We start from the raw sequence: 26,855 nt of genomic DNA on the forward strand, positions 1-26,855 counted from the left end.
TTTGATTATGGCAATCCAATCGAAATACTCAAACGCACAAGTTGAATCATTAATCGCCGAGATTTTAGCGGTACTTGAAAAGCACAAAGCCCCTACTGACTTAAGCCTGATGGCACTGGGCAACTGTGTCACTCACCTGCTGGAGCGCAAAGTGCCAAGCGAATCTCGCCAAGCAGTCGCTGAACAATTTGCGAAAGCACTCGCACAATCGGTGAAATCCAATTAAGTTAGTCGAGTAACAATCGTTAAAACAACATAAGATACAACGTCTTTTAGGAATAAGCGGATCACTATGGTCGAGCGAAAAAAGCAAATGAGCCGCGATCGCGTGTCACGACTCATCAACTGGGGACATTGGTTCGCCTTCTTTAATGGCCTGTTGGCCATGATTGTCGGCACACGCTATCTGAGCAGTGTGGGTTATCCCGAAACCTGGTTTGGCTGGGGTTACCTCGCCGTCAGCACCATTGGCCAGTTCAGTTTTCTTGCTTTTATCGCCTACTTGATCTGCCTATTCCCGCTGACCTTAATCTTGCCTTACTCCAAGATTTTAAGGGGCTTAGCGGCAGTTATCGCCACCTTAAGCCTGTGTATCTTATTGTATGACACCATAGTGTATGCCGATTATGGCATGCACTTGAGCCCCTTCGCCTTTGACTTAGCCTGGGCTGATTTAAATGCGCTGCTCCACGGCACCTCTTATATTGTCACGCCCATTGCCATTTTGGTGATTGAGCTAACGGCGGCTAACTTCCTGTGGAAACGGATTGAGAAAATCCAAAAGCTGAATCTTGGCAATAAGGTCATTACCTTGATTGGGGTGTGTTTTGTCAGCAGCCATTTGATCCACATTTGGGCCGACGCGGCCGATATCACCGAAATTACCCGTTTCGATGATACTTATCCGCTGTCATACCCCGCCACGGCTCGCTCTTTTATGGAAAGTCATGGGATTGATGGTTCTTCGCAATCGGATGATGAAGCCAATCATGCGACAAGCACGCTCAGTTACCCCGCACAGCCACTACAATGCCAAGCCGACAGCAAACCCAATGTGTTAATGCTGACTATGGATAGCTTACGTGCCGACATGGTGGACGCTAAGACCATGCCGTTTTTGCATCAATACACTGAGCAGAATCAGAGTTTTACTCAGCATTACAGTGGCGGCAATCAATTTAGAACCGGCATGTTCTCCCTGCTCTATGGCTTACAAGGCAGCTATGGCGATGCGCGCATCTTCAATAGCACTAGCCCAATCATGACCCAAAGCTTTAGACAGGCGGGTTATCAGCTTGGCTTATTTATCCCCGAAACCAATCTGAATTTACGCTCGGCGCAGGCCATGTTTAATGACTTTACCCCCGTCATCGCCAAAGAAACCAATGGCAGTGCCGATGCGGATTTACGCAGCGTAAGCCACTTTAAGCAATGGCAAAGCGTGCAGCAGAGCCCATGGTTTGCCCTCGTCAACCTGAAGGCGCCGGAGAATTTTGATACCCCAGTCGGCTTCCTTGGCATCGAAACCGTCAAGGCCGATGCAAATTTGAAACCAGCGCAAAAGGTGCTGTTTAACCAATATCGCCAATCGTTGAATTTTATTGATAAGCAAATCCAAGCGATAGTGAGTGAGTTGCCGAGCGATACCTTAGTGGTAATCACCGGCGTTAATGGCAAGATATTCACCAGCAACAGCGACGAAGCCCAGCGCAATCTGTCTCCCGAGAGTGTCAGAGTGCCTATGGTCATCCATTGGCCCAATGTCGGTGCCAGTAAGGTTAAATACCGCACGAGTCACTATGGCGTAGTGCCTACCTTGATGACCCATATCTTAGGTTGCACCAATAACACCACCGACTACAGCGCGGGACGTAGTTTGTTGCAACCAAGCCAAGAAACCTGGATTTACATCGGCGACAGTCGCATATTTGCCATTTACCAACAGTCGGAAATCACCGTCATCGACCGTCATGGTAAATACCGTATATACGATGAAAACTTTGAGCACAGACTGCACAAGAAGATGAGTGCACCTGAGCTTATCCAAGTGATGCGAGAAGGCCGTCGCCTCTACAATCATTAAGTAAAGCGTCACTAAGCGAGCAAACTTTTACAGGCCGATATCCCCCCTGTAAAAGTTTGCGTTAAAGCGAGAATAAACAAAAAGCCCCACCTTAATCGTGGGGCTTTTTGTTTGGCGAACAACTCATCTCAATCTATGGATGATTCCACTTTCACGGTGGAATAACGTTCTAACCAATGGGCGTAGGAGGAAGGTAACACCCAAGATGGACGGGAGACCTTTAAGGTTTGTGCCGCTTGATAAGGCCAGTGAGGGTTAGCCAAGAACGCTTTACCTATCATCACTAAATCCATTTGCTGATCTTGAATCGCTTGCTCCGCATGGTGAGGATTATCCATGCCCCAAGACGTTGCCACCGGGAAACCTACTTCTCGACGCACTCGCTCGGCAATAGGCGCCAAAAAGGCCGGGCGCCAAGGAATGTTCGCCGTGGGGGTTGAAAAACAAATACTGACGTTGAGCATATCGAGGCCCGCGCGCTTAAATTGCTTCACCAAGGCGATGGACTCACTCAGGGTTTGCTCGTCTTTATCGTCAAATTCAATCACACCAAAGCGCGCCGTTAACGGCAAATGCTCAGGCCAAACCGCCCTCACCGCCTCCACTGTCTCGATAAGAAAACGGCCTCGTCCTTCGGCATCGCCACCGTATTCATCGGTTCTTTGGTTGGCATAGGTAGAGAAGAAGCTTTGCGCTAAATAGCCGTGGGCAAAGTGCAGCTCTAACCATTCAAATCCAGCGTCGAGCGCCCGCTTGGCCGCCGCCACAAAATCGGCTTTCACGCGTTGAATATCATCAATCGTCATGGCTGTCGGTACTTTGCCAAGGTTAGCGCCAAATGCCACGGCCGATGGCGACAGCGTTTGCCAGCCTTGCTCCCCCTCAATATGGTCATCCCCTTCCCAAGGAATGTTGGCACTGGCTTTACGACCAGCATGGGCGATTTGGATCCCCGCCACCGCACCAGCGCCTTTAATCGCCGAGGCGATGTTGGCTAAGCCTGCTGCTTGTTCCTCGTTCCACAATCCTAAGCAGCGCGGAGTGATCCGCCCCTCTGGCGATACGGCGGTCGCCTCAACCACCACTAAGCCTGCGCCGCCGCGAGCAAGACTTGTGTAATGTACTTGATGCCAATCGTTACTCAGCCCGTCGTGAGCCTGATACTGGCACATAGGTGCCACAGCAATCCGGTTTTTAAGCGTGATATCTTTTAATCTGAAAGGAGAAAATAGCTGGGTCATCTGACAGTCCTAACCATGGGTTAACTATGATGAGGACAGACTAAAACGAACGTGCCATAATTAAAAGCATCACCATATTATAGCTTCTATAAAATTTCATTATGATAAACCCACAATGGCTCAATACCTTTGCAGTGTTAGTGGAAAAGGGAAACTTTACCCGCACGGCCGAAACCATAGGTATCACCCAAGCAGCAGTCAGCCAACATATCAGTCGCTTAGAGGAAGAATACGGCACTCTCTTTTTGCGCCGTAGCCGCCAACTCGAAATCACCCCCGTTGGTGAGCATTTGTTGAGTTACGTCAAAGATATAAACTGCGCACAGAAGCGATTACAGCAAAAACTCATTCAAGACGATGCCCATATTGGCGAGATAAGCCTTATCACGCCTGGCAGTATTGGCTTAACGCTCTACCCGTTACTGTTACAGCTACAAACGGAGTTTTCGCAGCTAAAAATTCATCATCGTTTTGCCCCCGATAATGAAATCCTCTCAGCCATTCTCGCTAATCAACATGAGTTAGGGATGGTGACCTTTAAACCGTCGGATCCTTGTATCAGCAGCAGCCATTTTACTGAAGAACCCCTCGAGCTGGTTGTGCCTGCGGGGCAAAAAATTATCCGTTGGCAAGATTTGCAGCGCCTCGGATTTATCTCCCACCCCGATGGCGAAGCCATGGCCACCCGTTTATTGAGCCGCAAATATCCAGGAAGTCCAGGCATCCAAGAGATCCCCTGTAAAGGGTTTATCAATCAGATCAGCTTAATTCTCGAGCCCGTCGCCAAGGGACTCGGCTTTACCGTGATCCCTCGTTATGCCCGTAAAGCCTTTGAACGACAAGATGAAATCTATGTGGTTGAGTGTGGCAGTCCAGTGGTGGACACCATTTGGCTGATCCACAGAGCCGAGTGGCCTTTGTCTCGCCGGGCACAAACGGCCATCGCTTACTTAAAAAGCCTGATTTAACCAAAAACAGAGAGATAGAAATGCCACGGCGAAAGGCGTTAAACGGCAAACTGAACGCCTCGCAATAAAAAACTAGCCATTTTAGAGCAACATAATTAATTGAATATCGGACAGATTTATTTTAATGGGTTATATTAATAACCATAAAGAGTACCCCATGTTGTTAGAACTCATTCATTGCACGGCTGCGATCCATGACAAAAAATGCCCCACAACACACAGAAGCGGGTCCCGATTCCAACCATAGTCAGGCCATTGATACTATTTTGAATAGCCTCGATGCGCTGGTTTATGTCTCTGATTTAGCGACCTATGATCTGCTCTATCTCAATGACTACGGTGTATCGGCTTGGGGTGAGGCAAAAGGGAAAAAATGCTATCAAGTGCTGCAATCTGGACAAAGTTCACCTTGTCAATTTTGTACTAACCCTAAGCTGCTGGATGACAAGGGAAACCCTGCTGGCGTCCATGTGTGGGAGTTTCAAAATACACAAAATAAGCGTTGGTACCAATGTCGCGATCAAGCCATTCATTGGACCGATGGCCGATTAGTGAGAATAGAAATCGCCACCGATATCACCGAACGCAAGCAGATGGAGCAAGCGCTAATAGAGGCAAAATCCACGGCCGAACGCCTTGCCGATACAGACGAACTGACCCAGCTCTATAATCGCCGGGCTTTTTTCAATCTCGGTCGTCAAATCGCGCAGCAAGCCCAACAACCGCTGGCCTTTATCATGTTCGATATTGACCATTTTAAGCGAATTAACGACCACTGGGGCCATGCGATGGGGGATGCAGCGCTTATCCATATCGCAAAATTGACGCAAACCAAACTGAGATCCCAGGATATTCTCGCCCGCCTCGGGGGTGAAGAATTTGGCCTGATTTTACCCAACACTCACCATGAGCAAGCATGTCAAGTTGCGGAGTCGATTCGCCACGGGTTTGATACGCAGCCACTGCAGCTTGACGGCCACAGCATTCACTGCACCGCAAGTTTTGGCATTGCATCCTTAAGCTTGCCTCAAGTCAATCATCCCGATGAGGCACAAACCCTGTTAGAGACCCTTTTCAATAATGCCGATCAGGCCATGATGCAAGCTAAGCGCGCTGGTAGGAATCAAGTCTGTGATGCGGCTTGACCTATTGCAAACATGTCCATTGCAAACATGTCCTTTGCAAGGAAGTTAAGGAAGTTAAGCCATTTAAGACGCTGTAAGACACGTGATGAGATAAAAAGCTTTCACTTGATGACCAATAAAGCCGTTTTGGCCGCCATTGGGTTCAGTTTAAGACCCCAAAGCATGGCTAAACGGCTTAAAAGCTTGTCTCCATTGCGCTGGTGCGTAATCAACTAAATTTAATGTCGTCGCAAGGAATAGCCCTTATTTAGCTCATGATCCAGCTCTAAAAGTTTCTTGATTTAAAGATCTTAAGCCCACCTTCTAGCATCAATACAATAACGGCAAACCAAATACCGATATAAGTCGGCCATTCACTTCGGCTAATTGTCTCGCCCAGCATGATTGCAACAACGAGTAACAATAAGGGTTCAACATAGATAAGTAACCCGAACAGGCTCAGATTCAAGTGCGGCGCAGATAATGATTGCAACCCAAGGGCTAAAGCACTGATGGCACCTAAACCTATGGCTAACCACAGCGGCAAGCTGCTCTCGCCAAAGCTGCCAATCACGTAGCCGCCATTTAAGATGAAGTAAATGCAGAATGGTACGCTGAGCAGCATATCAAACCAGACGCCACCAATATTATTGGTATCGGTTTTGTGCCTTAGCCAAAAATAGATTGGATATCCTAAGCAGATAGCCAGTGTTGGCCAAGTCAAGGTTTGAGAAATACCAACCTGATTCACTACCCCAAGTAAAGCTAACAGACAGGCGATCCACTGCATTTTAGACATCTTGTCATTAAAGGCGAATCGGCCAACCAACACCATGGTAATAGGCATAATAAAATATCCCAGTGATACAGCTAAGCCGTACCCATTGCCAGGAGCCCACATAAATAACCAAAGTTGAATGCCGATTAAAAAGCTGGATGCGATTCGAGTTAACCAAAAGTGTTTTTCGTGAATGACTCGCTGATAAATAACGATGACTTGCGACCAGTAGCCACGAACAAGGATGAAGAGGGTTAACATTGGCATGGTGAATAAAATGCGCCAACCATAGATTTCTTCACCGCTGAGCGCGTCGAGCAGAGCCGTGTAAGCAAACATTATCGCAAAGAGCGCCGAAGCGGCCACATTTAAGCTGACACCGAACAAGGTATTAGGAGCTGATTTCATAACGTCCAACAGAAAATGGGTAATTGAGTGGTATTTTATTGTGTTAACTTAGGGATTATTTCTCTAAATTGATGCTATTTTCGATAAAATTTCTCACTTGGATGCTAATATGTCGCTCGATAAATACGATCATGCTCTTCTAGCCTTGCTGCAAGTGAACTGTCAAACTTCTTTACGAGAGTTGGCAGAATCGGTTCACTTGTCTACGGCTTCAGTTCAGCGCCGCATTCAAAAGCTGAAAGACGACGGTTATATCCAATCTACAGTCGCTATTTTAAACCCTGATAAACTGAATAAAGTCATAACCATTTTCGTTGAAGTTCAGGTTGAGAAAACCGATATCAATGCGCTCAGGCAATTGAAACAAGACTTTTCTGGTCCAGAAGTTCAGCAATGCTACTACGTTACTGGGGATGCCGATTTTATGCTGGTACTGCTAGTACCGCACATGCAACGTTTCCAAGCACTTTGTGATCAAATGTTCCACAATAATCCGAATGTAAAATGGTTCAGAACCATAGTGGCGTTAGACCGAGTTAAGACGACGTTAAATGTATTGTAACGTCGCATAATATATTGTTTTTTATTAAATTTGCTACGACATTACAATGGGCTCATCCATTGTTTACGGCGTCAATTGCTCCAACCGGATAGCCAGTAATAGTGCAGCGCCATAATATCTCATACTAAGTATTACTGCATCCACTTAAGCGGCTGTATTTCATTGATATTTTCCATTTACATCAGGAATGCCCCAAAGTGTGTTTTGCAGTTCAAAAGGGTATTGGCCAAGTAACGTTTTGCCTATAAAAAAGTTGATGGTTCAACTTAGAAGTTATGCATTCCATCTTTTTGTAGTTTGAATGCTTTAATCAAAGTCGTGAGGCCTTCCCCCCTGATTTATAATCAAGAGCCGACCAAGGAGGACTGCTCGTCCTATCAAAAACGTCCATGTTAAACTACCAGTTCGATATCCCTATCTCACGCTCAAAATGACCGTTAACCTTAGCCCTTGGATACTCCAAGACGCCCCAACGGAGTTGAAAACCGCTTGTGCTCATCGCCAAATTTGCTATCGCTTTCCAAGGGTAACAGAGGTTAATCCAAATGAGTGTTAGGACTTTATTTTTGCAAACCTAGAACCGACTCAGGCGTAACAGCTAATGGACATCAAAGCACTAATTGAACAAATAGAGAATACTGATTGGCTTAGCCAAGCAGAGCACATCTTAGCGATTTCTCAATTACAAATTGAATGGGATTGGTTACCGAGCAGCAGAGATCAATCCGATCCTTTCGAAGGAACATATCCTACTAAACCAGACGAACTGATCTACGACAAAGAGGCTGAGAAAATGGTTTATAAAGCCGCATTGAGATCGTTGCGAAGCGTTGGTAAGGCTCATCCTAAACTCGTCGATGGCCCCCATAACTACACTGAGGCAATGAAAGGTAGCGCGCTGTTCGCTTGCAAACACGCAGCTAAAGAGGTCCTTTCCAATCAGCCAGGAAAGTGGGTAGCAATTTTAGCATTATATAATAGCGGTGTGTGGCCATGTGGCATAACACAAACTGGGGAATTGGTGATCCTGTAAAAACAGTCAGGACACTGGAGCTGCTTCGTATTCAGCAACCTTCAGTGTTACAACACCTAGCTAAAGTTGAAAGTCGCACTCGATTAATTAAAGTTATTGCTAAGTTTATCGCCTTACTGGTTAAACCCATTACTTCCTTTCAATCTCTAGATAGCAGTAAAAAGCCAGATTACAGACACAAAAAAGCCCGCAACTGATTTAGATTGCAGGCTTTATTGTTTATGAATTTGGTCGGTATGAGAGGATTCGAACCTCCGACCCCTGACACCCCATGACAGTGCGCTACCGGGCTGCGCTACATACCGAAAATTTTCGTGCTTAAATAAACTGACTTGGTTAAGCTTAAGCACTTGTTACTTAAGATGCTATCGAGTGGGGTTCACCTTAAGTGACGCAGACTTTATCAAGTGGATTGCATCAACGCAAGTGCTTAGTGAAATGAGTTTGACCAACTGCTTAGTTTCTGGTCTGAATGGTGAGTTTTTACAAAAACCATCGCCTCTTTTGCCCCTAAATGCGGCGGAGAGGCCCAGACTGTGACCTGAGGCGAAACTTAAGTTTTCGCATTCAATATCAAATTAAGAAACATCTGCTAAGCTAGTTATCATTAATCGTTTCAATGCAATAGATTGCTTTTTAAGCATAAATTTTTGATGAAAAGGAATTATCATTGCGTCTACCTGCTGTGAATAGCGCCCATTTAAAGTTAGCCACCTTTCTAGGCCTACTGGGTTTAGTGCTCAACATCTACCCTATTCCGCTCTTTGCCAACGTCCAGCTTATTTTAGGTAATGCGGCGGTGGTGATAGTGGCCATTCTGCTTGGGCCTTGGTATGCCCTGTTTACCGCCTTATTTACGGCAACGGGCTTGATGTTGGCCTGGTCGAGTGCCCACGTGTATCTGGTCTTTTTGCTCGAAGCGCTGTGGTTAGGGTTTGCTAGGCGCAAAGATGTGCCTATCTTGTATGCCAGCATAGGTTATTGGTTACTGCTCGGCTTGCCATTGATGAGTTTGTACCTGTGGTTAATTACTGGCATGCCGAGTTACCACATCCCCTTCACCACGATAAAACAAGCCTTTAATGGGATTTTTTACACCACTCTCGGCGAGCTTTGCGTGGTGGCGCTCCCCAGTTTGTGGCATTTAAAAGATAAGTTAGTGAATCACACTCGTCGCACTATGAGTGCGCAGCTTAGCTATCTGTTTATTTTGATCACTACCATCAGCTTACTGACCTCATCTTTAGTGTTTAACCATTATTTTATGGATAAACAACAGGTGTTAATTAATCGGAATCTCGATGACACTGGCATATCTCTCGGGCATGCCACCGAGAGCTATATCGCGGTCAACACCCGAACCATTGCCAGTGTCGGTAAATTTATCAGTGAGTCTGGCATTCCCTTTGAACAGTGGCAAACCACACTTAGCAGTGTACAAGGACTCACGCAAAGCTTTACCACCATGTTTATTGCCAATGAACGGGGTGAGATAGTCGCGGGTAGCCCAATCGAAAAGTTTCAGCAATTAAAGCAAATGGGAAAAATGTTTACAGTGAAGGATAGGGACTACTTTATTCAATCCTTTAATCACCACAACACCTTTGTGTCGCCAGTATTTGTGGGGCGATTTATTGGCAAAGAAATTATCATTGCCATCAGTGCACCGATTTTCAAAGAAGGCACAAATGACACCGTAGGCATAGTGCAAGGCAGTCTCGACTTAAGCTTTTTCTCGAGTATTGATAAACAAAATCAACACCATGAGACACAATCCATCATCTTATTAGATGAGAAGAAAAATATCGTTTATGCCTCCGAAAGGCTCGGGCTCACCCCATTAGCCCCCTTTAATTTCGTCACCGGCAGCACTGAGTACCGCACGCGATTAAAACTGATGGATATCAATCAAACCGAGGCGGATACCCCTGAGTATATTTACGCTCATCACCAACTGAATAATGGCTGGCATCTGTATGTGGTTGAGCCGTTTGTCCCGCTACTCACCTTGGCTCAGGAACAGTATACCAAGACCATAGTGCTGCTCTTGCTGAGTATGTTAGGTGCCGTGATTATCGCTAAGGCTATCAGTCGCTTAACCACGACGCCCCTCGCCTTACTCGCACAGCACTTTAGCCAGACCAAAGATGGCAGTTTTAATGAAGAAAAGTTTGAGCATGAGCTGTTAGATAATAGTACCCCTAAAGAAATCTACAGCCTGTACGAGAGCTTAGAAGCCAATCAACAAGCACTGCTCAGTTATCAACTCGAGTTAGAGGATAAAGTCAAACAGCGCACCATGGACTTGGAAATCGCGAATCGCAAACTCAAAGACATGGCGGAGCGCGATTCACTCACCAATCTGTATAACCGCCGTTATACCGAGAAACAGTTCCTGCATATTCAAGATCTGTGTGAGCGTGGCCAAGATGCGATTGCCGTGGTGCTACTGGATCTCGACTTCTTCAAAAAAGTGAATGATACCTACGGCCACCTTGCCGGCGATGAATGCCTACGGGTAATGGCGGAAGTATTATCGAGTCACTTTAAGCGCGATGTCGATTTGCTCTGCCGTTACGGTGGTGAAGAGTTCGTGTTGATATTACCTATGTGTAATACCTTGAAAGTTGAGCAACATCTTAATGATTTCCGTGAGAAACTCGCTAGGGTGGTGATTACTAACCCGGCCGATCAAGTAACCTTTAGCGTCACCGTAAGCATAGGCGCCATCATTGCCGATGCAGCTTACAGCTCAACGCTTGAAGTCTGGTTAAAGCAGGCGGATGAGAACCTGTATAAGGCTAAGGAGCAAGGGCGCAACTGCGTGGTTTGCACCCTTATCAGCGCTTAGTTCGGCATGTGCGCGGCGCGATACTGGTCAATCCGCGTTAGCATGTAGGGGAAAAACGGATTCCATTTTTGGCGTAACATTTCCGAGGCGGGCACGCTATACACCCCTCGCTCGCCACGGGATGCAGCCGCGCCAATTTGGATCCTGAGTAATTTTTCATTATTTTTAATGCCATACAGCCCATCATCCTCATCGAATGGCAAGGCCACATGGGACAAGGAATACACACCCGCTGGCCAGTGCAAGGATAACGACTCCACCTCAGGTTCGCTGTTATCCTGCGGCATAACCCCAAACTCCCGCGCTTGAACCTGCGTCGTCTCGCTGTCTTGATTTTCAATCAAGGTGCCACGGTAATGGATGCTATCGCGCGACGTCGGTAATAAACTCGGCAACGGATCATTGACCATCAACTTACTGTTTATCACGGTTCGGTTCATATCAAACAGTACTAATTCATGGCCCTTCTCGGGCAGAACTTGGTAAAGCAAATCCACCACGGCGGCACTTGAAACAGTAGCATCGGCGACGGATTGAAAGGTTAAAATGTCAGGGATCTGCCCACGCTGCGAAGGCGTTAAGCCACTCAATAGGCTCTGATTACGCAGCGCTAATTGGTAAACCACATCACCCGCGTTTACCGCAAAAGAAGTGTATTTAAAGGGATCGTATTCCATCTGAATACTGTTCCACTGCAACTTATCTAAGTCGAGTAAACGGCCAATCCAGCTTTGCCAACGGGCCGCTGCCGCAATCGGAGCAAGCCCAATGGCGGGCGACATAAAAATCATCCCCGCGTAATCGGGCGCTTTTTCTTGATTGATAAGCTCAAGTTCATGGTTTAGCGCTACCGCGGCGCCCGTTGAAAAGCCAATCACAAACAGCGGCTTACCTTTAAGCTCTTGTTTCATATGCGCCGTCGCCAAATTCATCGCGGCGGCTAAGTCCTGCCAGTACAGGCTTGTCAAACCACTCGGAATAGTGCCATGGCCAGGGAGTCTTAATCCGAGCACATGGGCTTTACCCTTAAAATGTGCCGCCACATTTGACATGGCATAGGGCGAATCCGACATACCATGGAGAAGGAGTACACCAAAGGGCGCATTGGCCTTAGGCCACTCGAAGGTGCGATTCCAGTTATGGGGCCAACGGGCGGGATCCGACAGGCTATTTTTAACATAACGATTCACGGGTGATGCATCCGTCGCCGAGACTTTTTTAAGGACTTTATTCTCCACTTCGGCAAATAACTTATCTTCTAAGGCGATGTAATCACTGAATTTGTCTAATTTGGTGTTATAGCGAAACTCGTTTTTAAGTTCTGTGGTGTGCCAGAGGGAGAGATCGGGCCTAGCATTGAGAAAGTGTATCCCTGTCACCAATAGGGCGACGGCAATCCCCAAACAGGCATAAAATGCCGCGAAAAATAGATGCTTGGTTGAGCCTATGATGATGGCTTTCATTCTCGTCCCTTGGATCCCATAAAATGCGCAATTAGATTATAAGGTTAGATAAAAAAAAACCTCAACTTTCATGTTTAAGATTTGATCTCGCAACCATTTAGTTTCGGCAGCGTGCCTAAGTTAGGGTAAGATCCGCCCCACTTTGACTCCCATATTCGACTCTTATGCACACTGGCCCAGCCGCAGCCACCTATGCGTTTTATCTCCCCAATCCCCCACTCCTGCCTGAAGATTGGCATTGGTCGCAGGATAACGCGATAGCAGAACTCATCGCCTTAAATGGTAATCACTGGCGTAAGATATTCACAATTATGGCAAAAATTTGCGCGCCCAGTGAGGATTGGCGCAATTATCGCGACAATCAGTTACTCAAACAGCAGCAAATGTTATTGATAGGTGCCAATGCCCTCTCGCCACATGCCAATATTCATATTGTCTGTGGGCAAGCCGCGGCCACGGCATTAGGGATTGCTGCCGATAGCCACATCGCCACTAACGCACTGCAAACAAACGCGCAGCGAACAACCGAGCTGCAATTGATGCAAGACTCACAGGCTAAACTGCAAGACGTCACAGCGATGCTGCAAGTACAATCCCCGCACACAAGTTGTGTACTGCTCACGCCCTATTTAGACTATCGCCAATACTCAAACGCTTTGATTGCCCTGACGCGTCACCACCTTAAAGCGAAGCACAGCTAAAGGAATGCAGCTGAACTCAATGCAACTCTGCTCAATGCAACTCAGTTCAATACGGCTAAGCACAAAGTGACTAAGCCGAAAACAACTTGGCGAGATTGCATTAAGCATTCGCACATAAAAAAGCACCCGATTAGGGTGCTTTTTCGTTAATTTTCAGACCGTAAGCGTCTTCAATTAATCGTAAATCGTGGGGATAGGTTGACGCTTATGCTGCGTGGCCTGGTAGATATTGATAAGCTTTTCTTCCACGGCCTTATCGACGGCTTTCCCTTCGAGGAAATCATCGATTTGCTCATAGGTCAGCCCGAGCGCCACTTCATCTTCGAGTAGCGGTTGATTGTCTTCCAAATCCGCGGTTGGTGCTTTATAGACTAAGGACTCTGGTGCGCCCAAATACGCCGCTACCTGACGCACTTGGCGTTTGTTGAGGCCAAATAAAGGCGCGAGATCGCAGGCACCATCGCCCCATTTAGTATAAAAACCCGTGATATTCTCGGCGCTATGATCTGTACCCACCACTAAGCCACCCACTAAACCGGCTAACTCATACTGGGCAATCATGCGCATCCGCGCTTTCACGTTACCTTTAATAAAATCGACTTTTGCCGCATCCGGTGAATGCAATCCCGCTTCGACAAAGGCCGTTAAGGTGGCTTGATGCACACCATCAACCCCTTGATGCACATTGATGGTGACTAATTTGGTCGGCTGAATAAATTGGCAAGCTTGCTGAGCTTCGTGCTCATCTTTTTGAATTTGATAGGGTAAGCGCACCGCAATAAACTGATAGCCGCCGTCAGGATTCTCGCTATTGAGGCTATCAACGGCCAACTGGCATAGACGTCCTGCCGTGGACGAATCCACACCACCGCTGATCCCAAGGACCAAGGCTTTGCTGCGGGCTGCTTGCAGTTTAGATTTTATAAACGCCACACGGCGCTGCACTTCGAACTCAGGATCGATTGTCTTGAGTACCTTCATTTCTGTTAAGATCTGCGCTTTCACCGAAAATTCCACCTTAATATTCGCTGTTATTGGGAGCAGTGATTCGGCTAACGTTATCATTTATTCGGGTCTGCCTGTAGCAAAAATTAACATCCACAGGGTTAATTGTTGAGAAAACGTCATTGGCTCAAATTTTTGTCTCTCCCAAAAACAACAAGGGCAATAACGGTTTGCCGCTATTGCCCTTATTTACTTAAACCTATGTAGGCTTATCTTTCCCAGTAAGATTCTTCTAAGCTGTCTTCACGCTCAGGTAAACCGCGGGAGAGACGCGGACTATGCTGCGCTAACACCTCGTAAGCCACGCGGTTAGCGTACTTACAAATTTGGGAGAATGACGAATAGCACAGACCATCACGCTTGTGCTTGCTTGAACCTGGCACATTGGTCTTGTGGAAGGTATTGGCCGCCAAGTCGTGCAACAACGCTGACAACGCGCCATCACCGGCACCGTTGGTGTTACCGATTTTCTCTGGGCCGCCCATGTAAGGCGAAATATGGGCATAGACTTTAATCGGGTTTTCGCAGTCACGCTTCAGCTTAGGACGCGAGAACTCATAACGGTTAAATTCGGGGATTGCACCGGGCAGCAGTGTATGGGTGGTTTCACGCTTTTCGGCATCATCGGTATAACCCGCGGTGTAAAGCCCGATTGGGCCAGCAGTAGTTAACACCATATCACACCACTCGAGGGCTTTTTCGCTGGCAAGCAGCGGATCGCGAAATCCGGTTAAGGCCTCACCTTCATCTTCGTTCATCGCCAAAATGGTCACATGCTCTTGGATAAAGTTTTGCCACCAGACCGGATCTTCTTCGATTAAGAAGCGTGTGCCTAAGGTCAATACCACCGGGACTTCGGCCGCTTTGGCATATTCAATCGCGCACATGGCCGCATCGGTGATCCTGTCGCCGCCGCTGGCACGCATTAAATAGGCGGTTAATACCAAAGCAGAGCTGCCCTGCACTACGTCTTTATCAATGTATTCAGGGGTCAACTTGTCCATCGCGCCTTTACTGATCGCAAAGGTACGCTCACCGCAATCGGAAATCAGGGTGAAACAGCGGCCGATAGGACCATCGACGGGTTGCAGGAAGTTAAGGTCAACCTTAGAGGAAGTGTTGCAAAGATAACGGTAGGCGTAACTGCCGACTTCGATATTTTGGCTCATCACCCCAAACAACACTGAGCGGTCATCGGCCAAAATAGAATAATTGTGCACTGTGTTACCAATAGTGCCACCCGCAAACTCATCGCTGATCAAACCGTTTTGTTTCAGCTCGGTATACAGAGCATGCGCTTGCTCGTCATTGATAAGCGTCGAATTTCCCTTAGGTAAACCATAACGGCCGAGCAACTCATCCTCTACCTTGGCTTCGATATCCACTAGGGTTTGATCGATACCGCTGACATAAGTCGAAAAGGGTTGAGGTTGCTGCGTTAATTGCTCAAGCAATGGGTCACGGGTTTTGACCGGAAAATAATGTTTCGATTTGCGCTGACCGGGAAACTTCATAGTGGCTCTCTTTTCCTGGCATCCATGCTAATGGGCATTACAATGAGCCTGCGCTCATCGTGTCCTAAAAATAATGAGTCTAGGCTAGAGAGATAAAAAATCCACTCCCGAGCCACAAAGGGCGCAGATTCTACCATAAAATCAGCATGAAACTAGGCCGTCTTTCGGTTTCAACGGGAGAAATTTACCGTCACTCTGCGCGTATCCAAGGTTGAGCTTGTTCTTGCACCAGTTGCCTGAGCAGCTCGATATGGAGCTCATCATCATTTAGACAGGGAATAAAGTGATAGGCCTCACCGCCCGCATGCAGGAAAGTCTCTTTACCGCCAATGGAAATTTCTTCTAAAGTTTCAAGGCAATCGGTGGCAAAGGCTGGGCAAATGACATCGACACTTTTTACGCCTTGGCGGGGTAAATCGGCCAGCAGCTCATCGGCATAGGGGGTTAACCACTCTTCTTTTCCGAAGCGGGATTGGAAACACACCTGCCATTGTCCGTCGGTTAACTCCAGCGCTTGCGCCAATAACTTGGCCGTCGCGCGGCACTGCTCAGGATAGGGATCGCCTTCGGTGGCATAACGCAGCGGAATACCGTGGAAGGATAAAATCAACTTATCGGCCTGCCCATGGGTTTTCCAGTGGCGCTTAACCGAATGCGCTAAGGCCGCGATATAAGCGTCATGGTCAAAATACTGTTTGCTGAAACGCAGCTCAGGAATGTCACGCACTTGGGTAAAATACTGCGCCACCGCATCGAACACACTGGCGACGGTTGAGCAGGAATATTGCGGATACAGCGGCAGAACCACGATACGTTCGGCGCCTTGGGCCTTAAGTTTGGCAAAGCCGCTATCAATCGAAGGATTGCCATAGCTCATGCCCAGTTCCACCGGAATGGTTTGATTAAAGGTCGCGCTCAGATCCGTAGCTAACTTTTGCGCCTGCTGCTCGCTTATCACCATCAGCGGCGAGCCCTGCTCCGTCCACACGCTCTGATACAGTTTGGCCACCTTGGCGGGTCGGGTGTTAAGGATTATTCCCTGCAAAATCGGCTGCCACAGCCAAGGGGACAAATCGACGACCCGAGGATCACTTAAAAACTGTTTGAGGAATCGCTTAACCGCTTTGGGAGTGGGTTCATCGGGCGTGCCGAGATTGACCAATAACACGCCAAACGCAGGAGAGGGAGAAGTCAATGTGGTACCTTTTATCAGCCAAATACCACGGCAGGCTAACATTCAGTTGCCAATAAAAAAAGCCTGCAATAGCAGGCTTTTTCCTAATATGAGAACTTGTTCTCGAATTTAGCAATGATGCTTATTTCAGCACGCTGGCTAATTGTGCACTCACAGCCGCTACCGACTGAGTACCATCAAACTTGTGGTATTGAGTGTTACCCGCCGCAGCCACTTTGCCATAGTATTCAACCAATGGCTTAGTTTGCTCGTGGTAAATGCCTAAACGCTTACGCACTGTGGCTTCTTCGTCATCTGGACGAATCGCTAAGTCTTCGCCTGTTACATCGTCCTTGCCTTCCACTTTAGGTGGATTGAATACCACGTGGTAAACACGGCCAGAACCAGGGTGAACGCGACGACCGCTCATGCGCTTAACGATTTCTTCGTCTGGCACATCGATTTCGATCACGTGATCAATGCTGATACCGTTTGCCGCCATCGCATCCGCTTGTGGGATAGTGCGTGGGAAACCGTCTAACAGGAAACCTTTAACACAGTCGTCCTGTGCGATACGCTCTTTAACCAGTCCAATGATCAGATCATCAGAAACCAGTTGGCCTGCATCCATCACTTTCTTCGCTTCTAAACCCAGCGGAGTACCGGCTTTAACGGCAGCACGTAACATGTCGCCAGTAGAAATTTGTGGGATACCATACTGTTCCATAATGAACTGGGCCTGGGTACCTTTACCGGCACCTGGGGCGCCCAATAGGATAATGCGCATCTCAAGAGTCCTCTTTTTCGCATTGATATTCTTCTTAGGGCGGCGATCTTCGCACATCTGGCCGCCATTGAGAAGGCTTTTAGCTTCGACTTTAGCCTCAGAAACCGCAAATAAATCGCAGTTTTGCGGCCAATTTAATCCTTAATAGAGCAAGGTATAGAGCTTACGGCGATACTGATTCGCCAGACTATTGCCTTGCCCAAGCGCCGTTAAAATCTCCATAAAGACTTGTTTTACTTTGCCATTTTCAGCGGTTAAGTCTTTAGATAAGACACTGTATAAATGTGCGAGCGCTTCTTCGTCTCGGTGGGCCGAATGCAAGGCCTTACAAAGTTCGAGTAATAACACTAAATCCTGCGGATTATGCTCGAACTTCTGCTGCAAATCACGAATTTCTGGCGTGTCCGCCGCATCCAAGGCAAGGGTTAATTTCGCCTTTAAGCTCTGGTAATAACCATCTTGGTCGGCAAGGCCAATCTGCTCGAGTAGCAGCTGCGCTTGGGCGAGTTCACCTTGCATCAAGTACACATCGGCAAGCACTAAACTCACCTCGGCCGCCTGATTGGAGGCGCTGTAGGCGTCTTTCAGTAACACGGCCGCCGTGGATAAATCTTCCGCCGATACTTGGCTTAAGGCTAACAGGGCTTTGGCTTGCTCAAGCTGTAATTGCCATAAGGGTGGCAAGTGTTTCTCCAGCATAGCGTTGACCTGCGCTACCTCTTGCATGCCCGCAAAGCCATCTATTGGCTGGCCCTTATCAAGCACTAAGGTGGTCGGCAGTGCTTGAATACGGAAATAGTTAGCGATTTCCAGCTCGGTTTCGCAGTTCACTTTCGCCAGCACAAAACGGCCAGCATGTTGCGTGGCAAGTTGCTCGAGTGTTTGCACCATGGCAACACTCTGCGGCTGTGGCTGGGCCCAAAACACCATCACCACCAGTTGCTGCATCGAAGCATCAACCACTTGCTGAATATTGTCTTTCGTTAGATCGAGGATATTGTCCATGGTTTTCCTTACTCCCAAACTGACACCTCTACAGAGAAATGCCCTAGGATAATGCGACTCGCGCTGCCTAAAACGGAATCGGGGCACTTGTGTCTCGACTCAAGTGCCCCGAATGTCTTACTTCAGGTTCGCCAATAGCATTTGGTTCATCAACTTAATAAAGGCCGATGGATCCGCTAGGCTGCCCTTCTCCGACAATTGCGCCTGTTGCAATAACAAATTCGACCAATCGGTGAAGGCGACTTCATCTTGTAGATCGTTTAAGCGCGACACTAATGGGTGCGCTGGGTTGATCTCAAATGTCGGCTTGACCTCTGGCACTGGCTGACCCGCAGCTTGCATCAGTTTGATCATCTGGCTCGACATCTCACCTTCACCCGTCACCACACAGGCTGGGGTATCGGTTAAGCGTGAAGTGACTTTCACATCGGCCACGCTAGCGCCTAATGCCGCTTTAATGCGTTCAACCAAAGGTGCAGACTCTTCGGCGAGTTTCTCCTGCGCTTCCTTCTCGGCCGCATCTTCCAGCTCACCTAATTCCAGCTCGCCACGGGTGACTGAGTGCAGTTGCTTCTCTTTGTATTCGGTTAAGTGATTGATTAACCACTCGTCGATACGTTCTGACATCAGCAACACTTCGATGCCTTTCTTACGCAGCAGTTCTAAGTGTGGGCTGTTAGCCGCGGCTTCGTGGCTGTCGGCAACGATATAGTAAATCTTGTTTTGGCCTTCCTTCATGCGGCTTAAGTAGTCATCGAGTGACACTGTTGGGGCCGCGCTGCCAGTATGGGTAGACGCAAAACGCAGTAAGCCAGCAATACGTTCACGGTTTGCAAAGTCTTCCGCTGGACCTTCCTTCAACACTTGACCAAATTCGGCCCAGAATTGTTGGTATTTTTCCGCATCGTCTTTTGCCAGTTTTTCCAACATACCCAACACGCGCTTAGTGATACCGGTGCGCATCGCCTTGGTGATGTGGTTGTCCTGCAAAATCTCGCGAGACACGTTCAGCGGCAGATCGTTTGAGTCAATTAACCCCTGCACAAAGCGCAGGTAAGATGGCATAAACTGCTCGGCATCATCCATGATAAACACGCGCTGAACAAAGAGCTTCAGGCCATGCTTACGGTCGCGGTTCCACAGATCCCATGGCGCTTTTGAAGGGATATACAACAGGTTAGTGTATTCCTGTTTACCTTCAACGCGGTTATGGCTCCACAGCAGTGCGTCTGTGTAGTCGTGGGAAATGTGCTTATAAAATTCTTGGTACTCTTCGTCACTGATCTCAGACTTATTGCGCATCCACAGCGCAGTCGCCTTGTTCATGACCTTCCAGTAACCTTCGGTTGCGGGGATTTTTTCACCATCAGGGCCATCGCGCTCAGGGGTGCCTTCCTGCCACATTTCAACGGGTACAGAGATATGATCTGAGTATTTTGTGATGATGGAACGTAGGCGCCACTCATCGGCAAACTCTTTCTCTTCATCACGCAGATGCAGAGTGATCTCAGTACCACGGCTCGCCTTAGTGATAGTATCGACGGTGAAACTGCCCTCACCTTCCGATTCCCACAATACGGCTTCATTGGCCTTATGGCCGGCAGCACGGGTGCGTACTGTAACTTTTTTCGCCACGATAAAGGCGGAATAGAAGCCCACACCGAATTGACCGATCAGCTGCGAATCCTTTGAGGCTTCGCCAGAGAGGTTTTTGAAGAATTCGGCGGTGCCCGATTTGGCGATCGTGCCTAAATGCTCAATCACGCCATCGCGGGTCATACCTACGCCGTTGTCTTCGATGGTCACAGTGCCTTTTTCTTTGTCTGCGCTGATGCGCACACGTAGCTCACCGTCACCTTCATATAGTGCGTCGTTGGTCAAGGCAAGGTAACGCAGCTTATCGGCCGCATCCGCAGCGTTGGAGACCAGTTCACGCAAGAAAATTTCTTTGTTGGAATACAAAGAATGGATCATCAAATGCAACAGCTGTTTGACTTCAGTTTGAAAACCATGAGTTTCTTGTTGTGACATGAAATTTTCCTTATTTGTTACGCAATTTGGTTAAAGCAAACGCTTAGTGATTAATAAAATGGGGCTGTAAATCCACTTTTCAAGGGGGGAGATAAAATCACAGATCAAATGGCGAAAAATAAGGCAATTTGGGGCCAAAACACGGCAAATGGCCGAGTATTTGGGCAGTTAGTCTTAAACAAGTGAGGCTAACGCGGCGAACAACAACACGTAAGAGCATCTGCTCAATACTCTTTATTCACATCATCCTGCGCCCATAAAATAAAAACCCGCGAGCACAGGACTGGCGGGTTTTCTCTTTAGGCCATCACACGCTACAGCGGGATACGCCCATTGAAGGACAGTGCTAAGGTGGTGCTGTCGACATATTCCAGCTCACCACCCACGGGGACGCCGTGGGCGATACGGCTGATCACCACCTTATGGCGCCGTGCCATATCGGCAATAAAGTGGGCGGTGGCCTCACCTTCTACCGTTGGATTGGTCGCGAGGATAAGCTCAGCAACATCGCCCGAGGCTAAGTGACGCTCTAATAGCGCCAAACCTAACTCCTCAGGCCCCACCCCATCGAGTGGTGATAAATGGCCCAGCAATACAAAGTAGCGACCGGTAAAATGTCCACCCGCTTCAATGGCTAACACATCGGCCGGCGTTTCGACCACACAAATCGTCGACGAGGAGCCGCGTTTATGGCTAGCACAAATCGGACAGAGGCTTTCTTCAGTGTAGGTTCGGCAAGACTGACAATGACCGATATCGCTCATGGCACTCGACAGCGCCGAGGCTAATTTAAGCCCAGCTTTTCTATCGCGCTCAAGCAATTGAAACGCCATACGTTGAGCCGATTTAGGCCCAACCCCTGGCAAACAGCGCAGGGACTGAATTAACTCGTCAAGCAGGGGACTAAATTTCATTGTCTATCTCAATTAAAATGGCATTTTCATGCCTGGTGGTAATTGCATACCGCCAGTCACTTCGGCCATTTTGGCTTTTTGGTTTTCTTCGATACGACGCGCGGCATCGTTACACGCTGCGGCAATCAAATCTTCTAACATCTCTTTATCGTCTTCCATCAAGCTTGGATCGATTTCGACTTTACGTACTGTGTGTGAGCCAGTCATGGTCACTTTAACCAGACCCGCACCCGATTCACCGACCATTTCCATGCGGGCAATTTCTTCCTGCATTTTTGCCATTCTTTCTTGCATCATCTGGGCTTGTTTCATCAGATTGCCCATACCGCCTTTTCCAAACATAGTCATTTCTCTTCTATTAGGGTTAGTCGCAAGCTTTTAAGCTGGCTAATCTTACTGAAATAAATGGGATTGGCAATCAATGCCGATATCCCATCACTAAACTTATGATCTTGATAGCGAGTTTTTAACAAACTCTGCCACTCCACGCAGCATATGCACAGAGGAAATATTACTCGGGCTCAGGCAGCGCGGGAATGAGCCCACTACGCTGAGCTAACAATTCTGGAGGATAAAGTAAGGTATCCTGATCCAGCTCGGCGCCAAAACGGTTAATCAGCCATTGCACATTATCGTCCATCATTAGCGATTGACGTGCCTGTTGCAGTAGCTCTTGGTGAAAACGTTTGCGCATCTCTAAGGGCGTTTCCCGCGAAGGATCGCTTCCTATGACCACCTCAACCTGCCTCGGGTTCCCCAATGCGGCTGTCAATGCCTGCTCGAGCTGCTCAATCGCCACAGGCGCCGCCAAGTGTTTTTGGTCGGGTTTAAGCAGCAATGGCAAAGGGTTAGCCTGCAGCTGACAAATCGAGTTTACCGCCAACTGACGCACACGGCCGCCAATCTCTAGGCTCGCCATGAGCTTATACCAGTGCAAGTCTAAGGGATGCCCTGTAATCGATTGCGCCAGCGCTAATGCGGTGGATGACGTTGGTTGTACTGTCTCATTTGGCTGTGACTGCACCGAATCTTGTGGCTGAGCCGGTTGCCGTATTTGTTGCTGCGTTAGTTGTGGTGTAAGTGCCTGAGGCGGCTGCGGCGCGGTATTCATCTCAGGGCTTTGCACAGCTGGCTCGCTCTCTTGTACAGGCTCTTGTTCTAGCACTTGCCCAAACGGTGTCGCTTCGCTATTCCTTGGTGATATTTGAGCGGCGACGTTCGCAGCGCCTAACTCATCAACAGTTGTTTGTAGCACAACAGCGGTTTCACGCTGTAGGTTAGCACTTGCAGCCGATGCGTTGACATCATCCATCCCCGCAACGGACGGCTCTTCCCATGGTGAACGATCGTTCGGATCAAGCGGCTGAGTTAGCGTGACATTTGATTGTGACTCAAGATGGAGCTCGGCCTCAAAATCATCGTCAAAGGGCAGCTCAAAGTCGTTATCGGACGTGTTACTAACCACTTGATGCTTGGTAGATACATCAACTGAGGACGTGTTATGTGAAGTCGCGTTAGAGACTGGCGTGGTATGCGCACTCTGGCTCGGAGTTTTAAGCTTAACTTCCGCTGCCGACTTTTTTCCATCACCTTCCTTGGTGCTGAGCGCATCAAGATCGGATAACAAGGAGTCACGCGCCGCTAATACCGCCGATAAAATATCGTCATCCTCGAGGGACACGGTAGTAGTTGACGCTGGAGGTGTTGAAGCCTGAGAGGTTGTTGAAGCTAAGCTTTCGCCAATAGACTGAGCACTGTCGCGATTAAGCGAACTATCTTCCATGCCAGAGAATCCGCCCTGCTCCTCAGCCATAAATTGTGAATAATCATCCTGATAGGCATCGAGCGGCGCGGCGGCATAATCGTATTGTCCGTAATCCTCAGCGGAATATTCGTCTGGCACTAGCGCATCTGTACTCTCATTAACACTCGCTTGAGCATATTCCTCTGCGGATAAGTCAACTGCTGTTAATGCCGAGGAAGAAGAATTAAGGCTCTCAGAATCCACCATCACAGCTTGATTTTGCTCTGCATCAATGTTCGATGCCGGCATAGAAACTGAGCTCGACTCAGCGCTTAAGTCAGGGCTTGCGTCAGTTTTTGAGTTAGGGCTTGATTCTGAAATTAAGACGGCCTCAGTACTCGATGCCGCACTTGCACCAAAGCCTTGGCTTTGAGCTTGGCTTAAGATCACTTGCTGCTCGGCAATTAATGCGGCATTCAGTTCAGCCCCATCATCAATCGCATCATCGACAGCTAACATATCCTCAGCAGATAAGGCTTGTTGCACAGCAGTAGCGTTCTCACTCTTAGCCATAGGCTCAGTCGTTGCTACTTGTGGCAGAACCTGTGAGTCACACTCAGCAGTTAGCGGAGTTTTTTTTTCAGCCTGAGCCTGATTAACTGTCTGTTCTACTACAGGCATATTTGATGCGGGCGTCGCAGACATCGGCTGCTGAGCAGGCAAACTCACCTTTGCAGCGTCTTCAACCTGCCAACGTTTTACTGGCTTTTCGGGAACAAATGCCACTGCCCGCAGCAGCGCCATTTCAAGGCCCGATTTAGGATCCGGAGCATGGGGTAAGTCTTTACGACCAGTCAGTAAAATTTGGTAATACAACTGCACTTGTTCCGGCGCTAACTGCTCGGCAAAGGCTTGAATTTGCGCGCTGTAAAGGGATTGCTGCGCGGCGGCTGGCGCAAATTGAGTCAGGGTAATTTGATGCAATAATTCTAGCAAACTACGCAGCACTTCTTGGGCGTCCGCGCCATAGGCGAGCACCTGTGCGCAGCTTTGCATCAATACGCCGATATCGGCATCGGTTAAGGCTTTAAGTAAGCGCAGCACATGCTGCTCATCAATGCTACCCAACATAGATTGCACTTGATTGAGCATTACCGTGCCACCACCGAAGGCAATGGCCTGATCGGTCAAACTTAAGGCATCACGCATACTGCCATTGGCCGCTTTGGCGAGCAGGGTTAAGGCTTCGTGCTCAAAGGGCAATTGCTCTTGGGTTAAGATATGCTGTAGCTGAGTGCCAATTTCCTGCTGAGTTAAGCTTTTTAAGTTAAATTGCAGGCAGCGAGATAACACTGTTACTGGCAGCTTTTGCGGATCGGTTGTCGCCAGCAAAAACTTCACATGCTCGGGTGGTTCTTCGAGGGTTTTTAGCAGCGCATTAAAACTGCTGCGGGAGAGCATGTGTACTTCGTCAATCAGGTAGACCTTAAAACGGCCACGGGTCGGACGATATTGCACATTATCTAAGAGTTCACGGGTGTCATCGACTTTAGTGCGCGAGGCGGCATCGACTTCGATCAAGTCAACAAAGCGGCCCTGTGCAATTTCGACACAGCTGCCACACACACCACAGGGGGAAGCCGTTACGCCCTTTTCACAGTTGAGGCCTTTAGCGAACAGGCGCGCCAAACTGGTCTTGCCCACACCGCGAGTACCCGTAAAAAGATAAGCATGGTGTAAACGTTGTTGCGTTAACGCATTCGTGAGCGCGTGCAACACGTGGCTTTGGCCGACCATCTGTTCGAATGTGGCAGGGCGCCATTTTCTGGCTAACACCTGATATGACATGGAACTCCCCAATGTGCATGACAAGAATGTTGGTACAAAAAAGGGGATCGCGCCCCGAGATAGTTGCAAGATAACATGTCAATTAGCGACATGCCATTAAACTATCCCTAGGCGCCTTTGGCTGAAGAATTATTCGCCTTCAAACTCACAAAGTTTAACCAACTCAAGACCTAAGGCAGTTAAACGGGCTTCGCCACCTAAATCAGGTAATGAAATCACAAAGGCCGCATCTTGTACTTCACCACCCAGTTGGCGGATAAGTTTTACTGTAGCTTCGATAGTGCCACCGGTAGCCAGCAAATCGTCAACCACTAACACTTTGTCATTCGCGGTGATCGCATCGGTATGGATTTCAAGGCTATCGTGGCCATATTCCAGCTCATAGCTTTGGCTAATAGTCGCGCGTGGCAATTTACCAGGTTTACGTACTGGCACAAAACCAATGCCTAATTCCAGTGCTAAAGGCGCACCAAATAAGAAACCACGGGCTTCGGTACCCACAATCTTGGTAAAGCCTTTGTTGCGGTAATGCTCAACTAATAAATCGATAGTCGCTTTATAGGCGGCAGCATTTTCCAGCAGACTGGTCACATCGCGAAATAGAATCCCTTCCTTAGGATAATTAGGAATGGTTTTAATGCTTTGCTTTATCAAGGATAAGGTTTCTGTATTCATAGCCATTTAATTTAACTTAATCGTTTCGCCACGCGTAATTGCTGGCGGTAAAAACAAAACGTCCACAGCGAGTGTGGACGAGCTTTAATCATTCGCACAAAGCTTATGCCGCTTTGGTTTGAGTTGCAATAAGCAGCGTATTCAAGTGACGAATTGGTTACCAATTTGTGCCTTAGATCAAATGTGCTTAGGATTCGATTTCAGGAATGGTTTTAAGATACCAGAGTAATCCGCAAGCCATGGTGAGCAGCAGCAACTTCACCCATACAATCGGGACCACCAGGATACTGATGCTAAAACTAAGTCCCGTAAGTAACATCGCCCTGCGTTTAAGACCTGGGCGCATCGCCCTATGTTGTTGCCATTGGGTCAACGCATCGGCAAACCACGGGTGTGTCATCAACCACTGGTGTAATCGCTCGCTTGAGCGGGCAAAACAATACGCCGCCAATAGGATAAACGGCACAGTCGGCAGAAGCGGTACTACGATACCCAGCAGTCCAAGGCCCAACGCAAGACAGCCTATCAATAAAAACAAACCGCGTTTCAATATCATAGTTTGTAGATGACCATATAGTTTGTAGATAAGTAAAGTATGTTAATGTGCCTAAAACATGAAAACAAAAGCCACTCAAAGAGTGGCCAGTAGTATACTCAATTTGAGATTAAAACCTGCTTAAATTAAGCCTAATTGCTTTAACCAAGTCAGGCTTGCTGGAAGCGTCGGCAACAGTAAGACTAAAATAAAACCAATAAAATACATAAAGTTAAATGGGTCTTTAAATGGCTGACTGCTCATTACAGCTCCTCAAATGTGTGCAAAGATAAGTGCGCAGGAATCATACAGTGATTAAGATCACAAAACGGGCGCCATTGTAGCGGTTTGTCAAATCAACAAAAACCCTTTTTATGTAAGGTTATTGCATTTATTTTGCTGATTTTAGCA

The 26,855-nt window shown here is 47.9% G+C and carries 23 protein-coding genes and 1 tRNA gene; 8 read left to right on the top strand and 16 right to left on the bottom strand.

Annotated elements, in window-relative coordinates; genetic code table 11:
* Positions 1-7 precede the first annotated feature (7 nt).
* The gene (locus N7386_RS12705; RefSeq protein ID WP_011622981.1) at positions 8-226 is read left to right on the top strand and encodes a YejL family protein; all 219 of its coding nucleotides are present in this window, start codon (positions 8-10) and stop codon (positions 224-226) included.
* Positions 227-292: 66 nt separating this feature from the next.
* On the top strand, positions 293-2,083 hold the full coding sequence (locus N7386_RS12710) for a DUF3413 domain-containing protein (protein WP_279768822.1): 1,791 nt from the start codon (positions 293-295) through the stop codon (positions 2,081-2,083).
* A gap of 128 nt (positions 2,084-2,211) precedes the next feature.
* On the opposite strand, the gene N7386_RS12715 is transcribed toward N7386_RS12710, so the two are convergent.
* On the bottom strand, positions 2,212-3,324 hold the full coding sequence (locus N7386_RS12715; RefSeq protein WP_089067631.1) for an NADH:flavin oxidoreductase/NADH oxidase: 1,113 nt from the start codon (positions 3,322-3,324) through the stop codon (positions 2,212-2,214).
* A 101-nt stretch (positions 3,325-3,425) separates the two neighbouring features.
* Between N7386_RS12715 and N7386_RS12720 the strand changes: the two genes are divergently transcribed.
* Positions 3,426-4,292, top strand: coding sequence for a LysR family transcriptional regulator (locus N7386_RS12720; protein ID WP_279768825.1), 867 nt, complete (start codon positions 3,426-3,428; stop codon positions 4,290-4,292).
* A 194-nt stretch (positions 4,293-4,486) separates the two neighbouring features.
* Positions 4,487-5,437 (top strand): GGDEF domain-containing protein, encoded by a 951-nt coding sequence (locus tag N7386_RS12725; protein WP_279768827.1) that lies wholly within the window; start codon positions 4,487-4,489, stop codon positions 5,435-5,437.
* Between the two features lie 265 nt (positions 5,438-5,702).
* Here N7386_RS12725 and rarD read toward each other — a convergent pair whose 3' ends face one another.
* A complete protein-coding gene (gene rarD, locus N7386_RS12730; protein ID WP_279768830.1) occupies positions 5,703-6,602 on the bottom strand; it encodes an EamA family transporter RarD in 900 nt (299 codons plus the stop codon).
* A 109-nt stretch (positions 6,603-6,711) separates the two neighbouring features.
* Between rarD and N7386_RS12735 the strand changes: the two genes are divergently transcribed.
* Both N7386_RS12735 and N7386_RS12740 read left to right on the top strand, forming a co-directional pair.
* The gene (locus tag N7386_RS12735; RefSeq protein ID WP_279768833.1) at positions 6,712-7,164 is read left to right on the top strand and encodes an Lrp/AsnC family transcriptional regulator; all 453 of its coding nucleotides are present in this window, start codon (positions 6,712-6,714) and stop codon (positions 7,162-7,164) included.
* A gap of 601 nt (positions 7,165-7,765) precedes the next feature.
* Positions 7,766-8,197: a hypothetical protein gene (locus tag N7386_RS12740; RefSeq protein WP_279768835.1), complete on the top strand. Its 432-nt coding sequence runs from the start codon at positions 7,766-7,768 to the stop codon at positions 8,195-8,197.
* Between the two features lie 228 nt (positions 8,198-8,425).
* Here the strand turns inward: N7386_RS12740 and N7386_RS12745 are convergent.
* Positions 8,426-8,502 (bottom strand) — tRNA-Pro (locus tag N7386_RS12745).
* A 365-nt stretch (positions 8,503-8,867) separates the two neighbouring features.
* On the opposite strand from N7386_RS12745, the gene N7386_RS12750 reads away from it, so the two are divergent.
* Entirely contained in the window at positions 8,868-11,048 is a 2,181-nt protein-coding gene (locus N7386_RS12750) for a diguanylate cyclase (RefSeq protein WP_279768837.1), read from the top strand.
* On the opposite strand, the gene N7386_RS12755 is transcribed toward N7386_RS12750, so the two are convergent.
* A complete protein-coding gene (locus N7386_RS12755; protein ID WP_126511503.1) occupies positions 11,045-12,511 on the bottom strand; it encodes an alpha/beta fold hydrolase in 1,467 nt (488 codons plus the stop codon). The genes N7386_RS12750 and N7386_RS12755 overlap by 4 nt on opposite strands.
* Positions 12,512-12,675: 164 nt before the next feature.
* On the opposite strand from N7386_RS12755, the gene N7386_RS12760 reads away from it, so the two are divergent.
* Positions 12,676-13,212 (top strand): hypothetical protein, encoded by a 537-nt coding sequence (locus N7386_RS12760; protein ID WP_279768840.1) that lies wholly within the window; start codon positions 12,676-12,678, stop codon positions 13,210-13,212.
* A gap of 174 nt (positions 13,213-13,386) precedes the next feature.
* On the opposite strand, the gene nadE is transcribed toward N7386_RS12760, so the two are convergent.
* From nadE to N7386_RS12820, 12 genes are all read right to left on the bottom strand, one after another.
* Complete coding sequence (nadE, locus tag N7386_RS12765) at positions 13,387-14,217, bottom strand: ammonia-dependent NAD(+) synthetase (protein WP_279771018.1); 831 nt, start codon at positions 14,215-14,217, stop codon at positions 13,387-13,389.
* Positions 14,218-14,426: 209 nt separating this feature from the next.
* Positions 14,427-15,731 carry an inosine/guanosine kinase gene (locus tag N7386_RS12770; RefSeq protein ID WP_279768842.1) on the bottom strand — a complete coding sequence of 435 codons (1,305 nt, stop codon included), beginning with the start codon at positions 15,729-15,731 and terminating at the stop codon, positions 14,427-14,429.
* 190 nt (positions 15,732-15,921) lie between these two features.
* On the bottom strand, positions 15,922-16,968 hold the full coding sequence (hemH, locus tag N7386_RS12775) for a ferrochelatase (RefSeq protein WP_279768844.1): 1,047 nt from the start codon (positions 16,966-16,968) through the stop codon (positions 15,922-15,924).
* Between the two features lie 79 nt (positions 16,969-17,047).
* Entirely contained in the window at positions 17,048-17,692 is a 645-nt protein-coding gene (gene adk, locus N7386_RS12780; protein WP_011623010.1) for an adenylate kinase, read from the bottom strand.
* A 141-nt stretch (positions 17,693-17,833) separates the two neighbouring features.
* A complete protein-coding gene (locus N7386_RS12785; RefSeq protein WP_279768846.1) occupies positions 17,834-18,697 on the bottom strand; it encodes a tetratricopeptide repeat protein in 864 nt (287 codons plus the stop codon).
* A 117-nt stretch (positions 18,698-18,814) separates the two neighbouring features.
* On the bottom strand, positions 18,815-20,728 hold the full coding sequence (gene htpG, locus N7386_RS12790) for a molecular chaperone HtpG (RefSeq protein ID WP_279768847.1): 1,914 nt from the start codon (positions 20,726-20,728) through the stop codon (positions 18,815-18,817).
* Positions 20,729-21,042: 314 nt separating this feature from the next.
* Positions 21,043-21,642: a recombination mediator RecR gene (gene recR, locus N7386_RS12795; protein WP_023265729.1), complete on the bottom strand. Its 600-nt coding sequence runs from the start codon at positions 21,640-21,642 to the stop codon at positions 21,043-21,045.
* Positions 21,643-21,654: 12 nt separating this feature from the next.
* The gene (locus tag N7386_RS12800) at positions 21,655-21,984 is read right to left on the bottom strand and encodes a YbaB/EbfC family nucleoid-associated protein (protein ID WP_047540411.1); all 330 of its coding nucleotides are present in this window, start codon (positions 21,982-21,984) and stop codon (positions 21,655-21,657) included.
* Positions 21,985-22,153: 169 nt separating this feature from the next.
* A complete protein-coding gene (gene dnaX / locus N7386_RS12805) occupies positions 22,154-25,234 on the bottom strand; it encodes a DNA polymerase III subunit gamma/tau (RefSeq protein WP_279768848.1) in 3,081 nt (1,026 codons plus the stop codon).
* A gap of 129 nt (positions 25,235-25,363) precedes the next feature.
* The gene (apt, locus tag N7386_RS12810; RefSeq protein WP_023265726.1) at positions 25,364-25,915 is read right to left on the bottom strand and encodes an adenine phosphoribosyltransferase; all 552 of its coding nucleotides are present in this window, start codon (positions 25,913-25,915) and stop codon (positions 25,364-25,366) included.
* Positions 25,916-26,096: 181 nt separating this feature from the next.
* Positions 26,097-26,465 carry a YbaN family protein gene (locus N7386_RS12815; protein WP_133181407.1) on the bottom strand — a complete coding sequence of 123 codons (369 nt, stop codon included), beginning with the start codon at positions 26,463-26,465 and terminating at the stop codon, positions 26,097-26,099.
* Between the two features lie 120 nt (positions 26,466-26,585).
* Positions 26,586-26,708: a hypothetical protein gene (locus tag N7386_RS12820; protein ID WP_011623018.1), complete on the bottom strand. Its 123-nt coding sequence runs from the start codon at positions 26,706-26,708 to the stop codon at positions 26,586-26,588.
* Positions 26,709-26,855: the final 147 nt, after the last annotated feature.

The sequence above is a fragment of the Shewanella sp. GD04112 genome (genome assembly GCF_029835735.1).
Classification (GTDB): Bacteria; Pseudomonadota; Gammaproteobacteria; order Enterobacterales; family Shewanellaceae; genus Shewanella.

What these genes read in the sequence shown, in the direction of transcription:
- N7386_RS12800 (WP_047540411.1), bottom strand. Translation starts at nt 21,984, where the DNA reads ATGTTTGGAAAAGGCGGTATGGGCAATCTGATGAAACAAGCCCAGATG.
- rarD (WP_279768830.1), bottom strand. Translation starts at nt 6,602, where the DNA reads ATGAAATCAGCTCCTAATACCTTGTTCGGTGTCAGCTTAAATGTGGCC.
- N7386_RS12770 (WP_279768842.1), bottom strand. Translation starts at nt 15,731, where the DNA reads ATGAAGTTTCCCGGTCAGCGCAAATCGAAACATTATTTTCCGGTCAAA.
- htpG (WP_279768847.1), bottom strand. Translation starts at nt 20,728, where the DNA reads ATGTCACAACAAGAAACTCATGGTTTTCAAACTGAAGTCAAACAGCTG.
- hemH (WP_279768844.1), bottom strand. Translation starts at nt 16,968, where the DNA reads ATGTTAGCCTGCCGTGGTATTTGGCTGATAAAAGGTACCACATTGACT.
- N7386_RS12755 (WP_126511503.1), bottom strand. Translation starts at nt 12,511, where the DNA reads ATGAAAGCCATCATCATAGGCTCAACCAAGCATCTATTTTTCGCGGCA.
- N7386_RS12760 (WP_279768840.1), top strand. Translation starts at nt 12,676, where the DNA reads ATGCACACTGGCCCAGCCGCAGCCACCTATGCGTTTTATCTCCCCAAT.
- N7386_RS12785 (WP_279768846.1), bottom strand. Translation starts at nt 18,697, where the DNA reads ATGGACAATATCCTCGATCTAACGAAAGACAATATTCAGCAAGTGGTT.
- N7386_RS12705 (WP_011622981.1), top strand. Translation starts at nt 8, where the DNA reads ATGGCAATCCAATCGAAATACTCAAACGCACAAGTTGAATCATTAATC.
- dnaX (WP_279768848.1), bottom strand. Translation starts at nt 25,234, where the DNA reads ATGTCATATCAGGTGTTAGCCAGAAAATGGCGCCCTGCCACATTCGAA.
- N7386_RS12720 (WP_279768825.1), top strand. Translation starts at nt 3,426, where the DNA reads ATGATAAACCCACAATGGCTCAATACCTTTGCAGTGTTAGTGGAAAAG.
- apt (WP_023265726.1), bottom strand. Translation starts at nt 25,915, where the DNA reads ATGGCTATGAATACAGAAACCTTATCCTTGATAAAGCAAAGCATTAAA.
- adk (WP_011623010.1), bottom strand. Translation starts at nt 17,692, where the DNA reads ATGCGCATTATCCTATTGGGCGCCCCAGGTGCCGGTAAAGGTACCCAG.
- N7386_RS12815 (WP_133181407.1), bottom strand. Translation starts at nt 26,465, where the DNA reads ATGATATTGAAACGCGGTTTGTTTTTATTGATAGGCTGTCTTGCGTTG.
- N7386_RS12820 (WP_011623018.1), bottom strand. Translation starts at nt 26,708, where the DNA reads ATGAGCAGTCAGCCATTTAAAGACCCATTTAACTTTATGTATTTTATT.
- recR (WP_023265729.1), bottom strand. Translation starts at nt 21,642, where the DNA reads ATGAAATTTAGTCCCCTGCTTGACGAGTTAATTCAGTCCCTGCGCTGT.
- N7386_RS12735 (WP_279768833.1), top strand. Translation starts at nt 6,712, where the DNA reads ATGTCGCTCGATAAATACGATCATGCTCTTCTAGCCTTGCTGCAAGTG.
- N7386_RS12710 (WP_279768822.1), top strand. Translation starts at nt 293, where the DNA reads ATGGTCGAGCGAAAAAAGCAAATGAGCCGCGATCGCGTGTCACGACTC.
- N7386_RS12740 (WP_279768835.1), top strand. Translation starts at nt 7,766, where the DNA reads ATGGACATCAAAGCACTAATTGAACAAATAGAGAATACTGATTGGCTT.
- N7386_RS12725 (WP_279768827.1), top strand. Translation starts at nt 4,487, where the DNA reads ATGACAAAAAATGCCCCACAACACACAGAAGCGGGTCCCGATTCCAAC.
- N7386_RS12715 (WP_089067631.1), bottom strand. Translation starts at nt 3,324, where the DNA reads ATGACCCAGCTATTTTCTCCTTTCAGATTAAAAGATATCACGCTTAAA.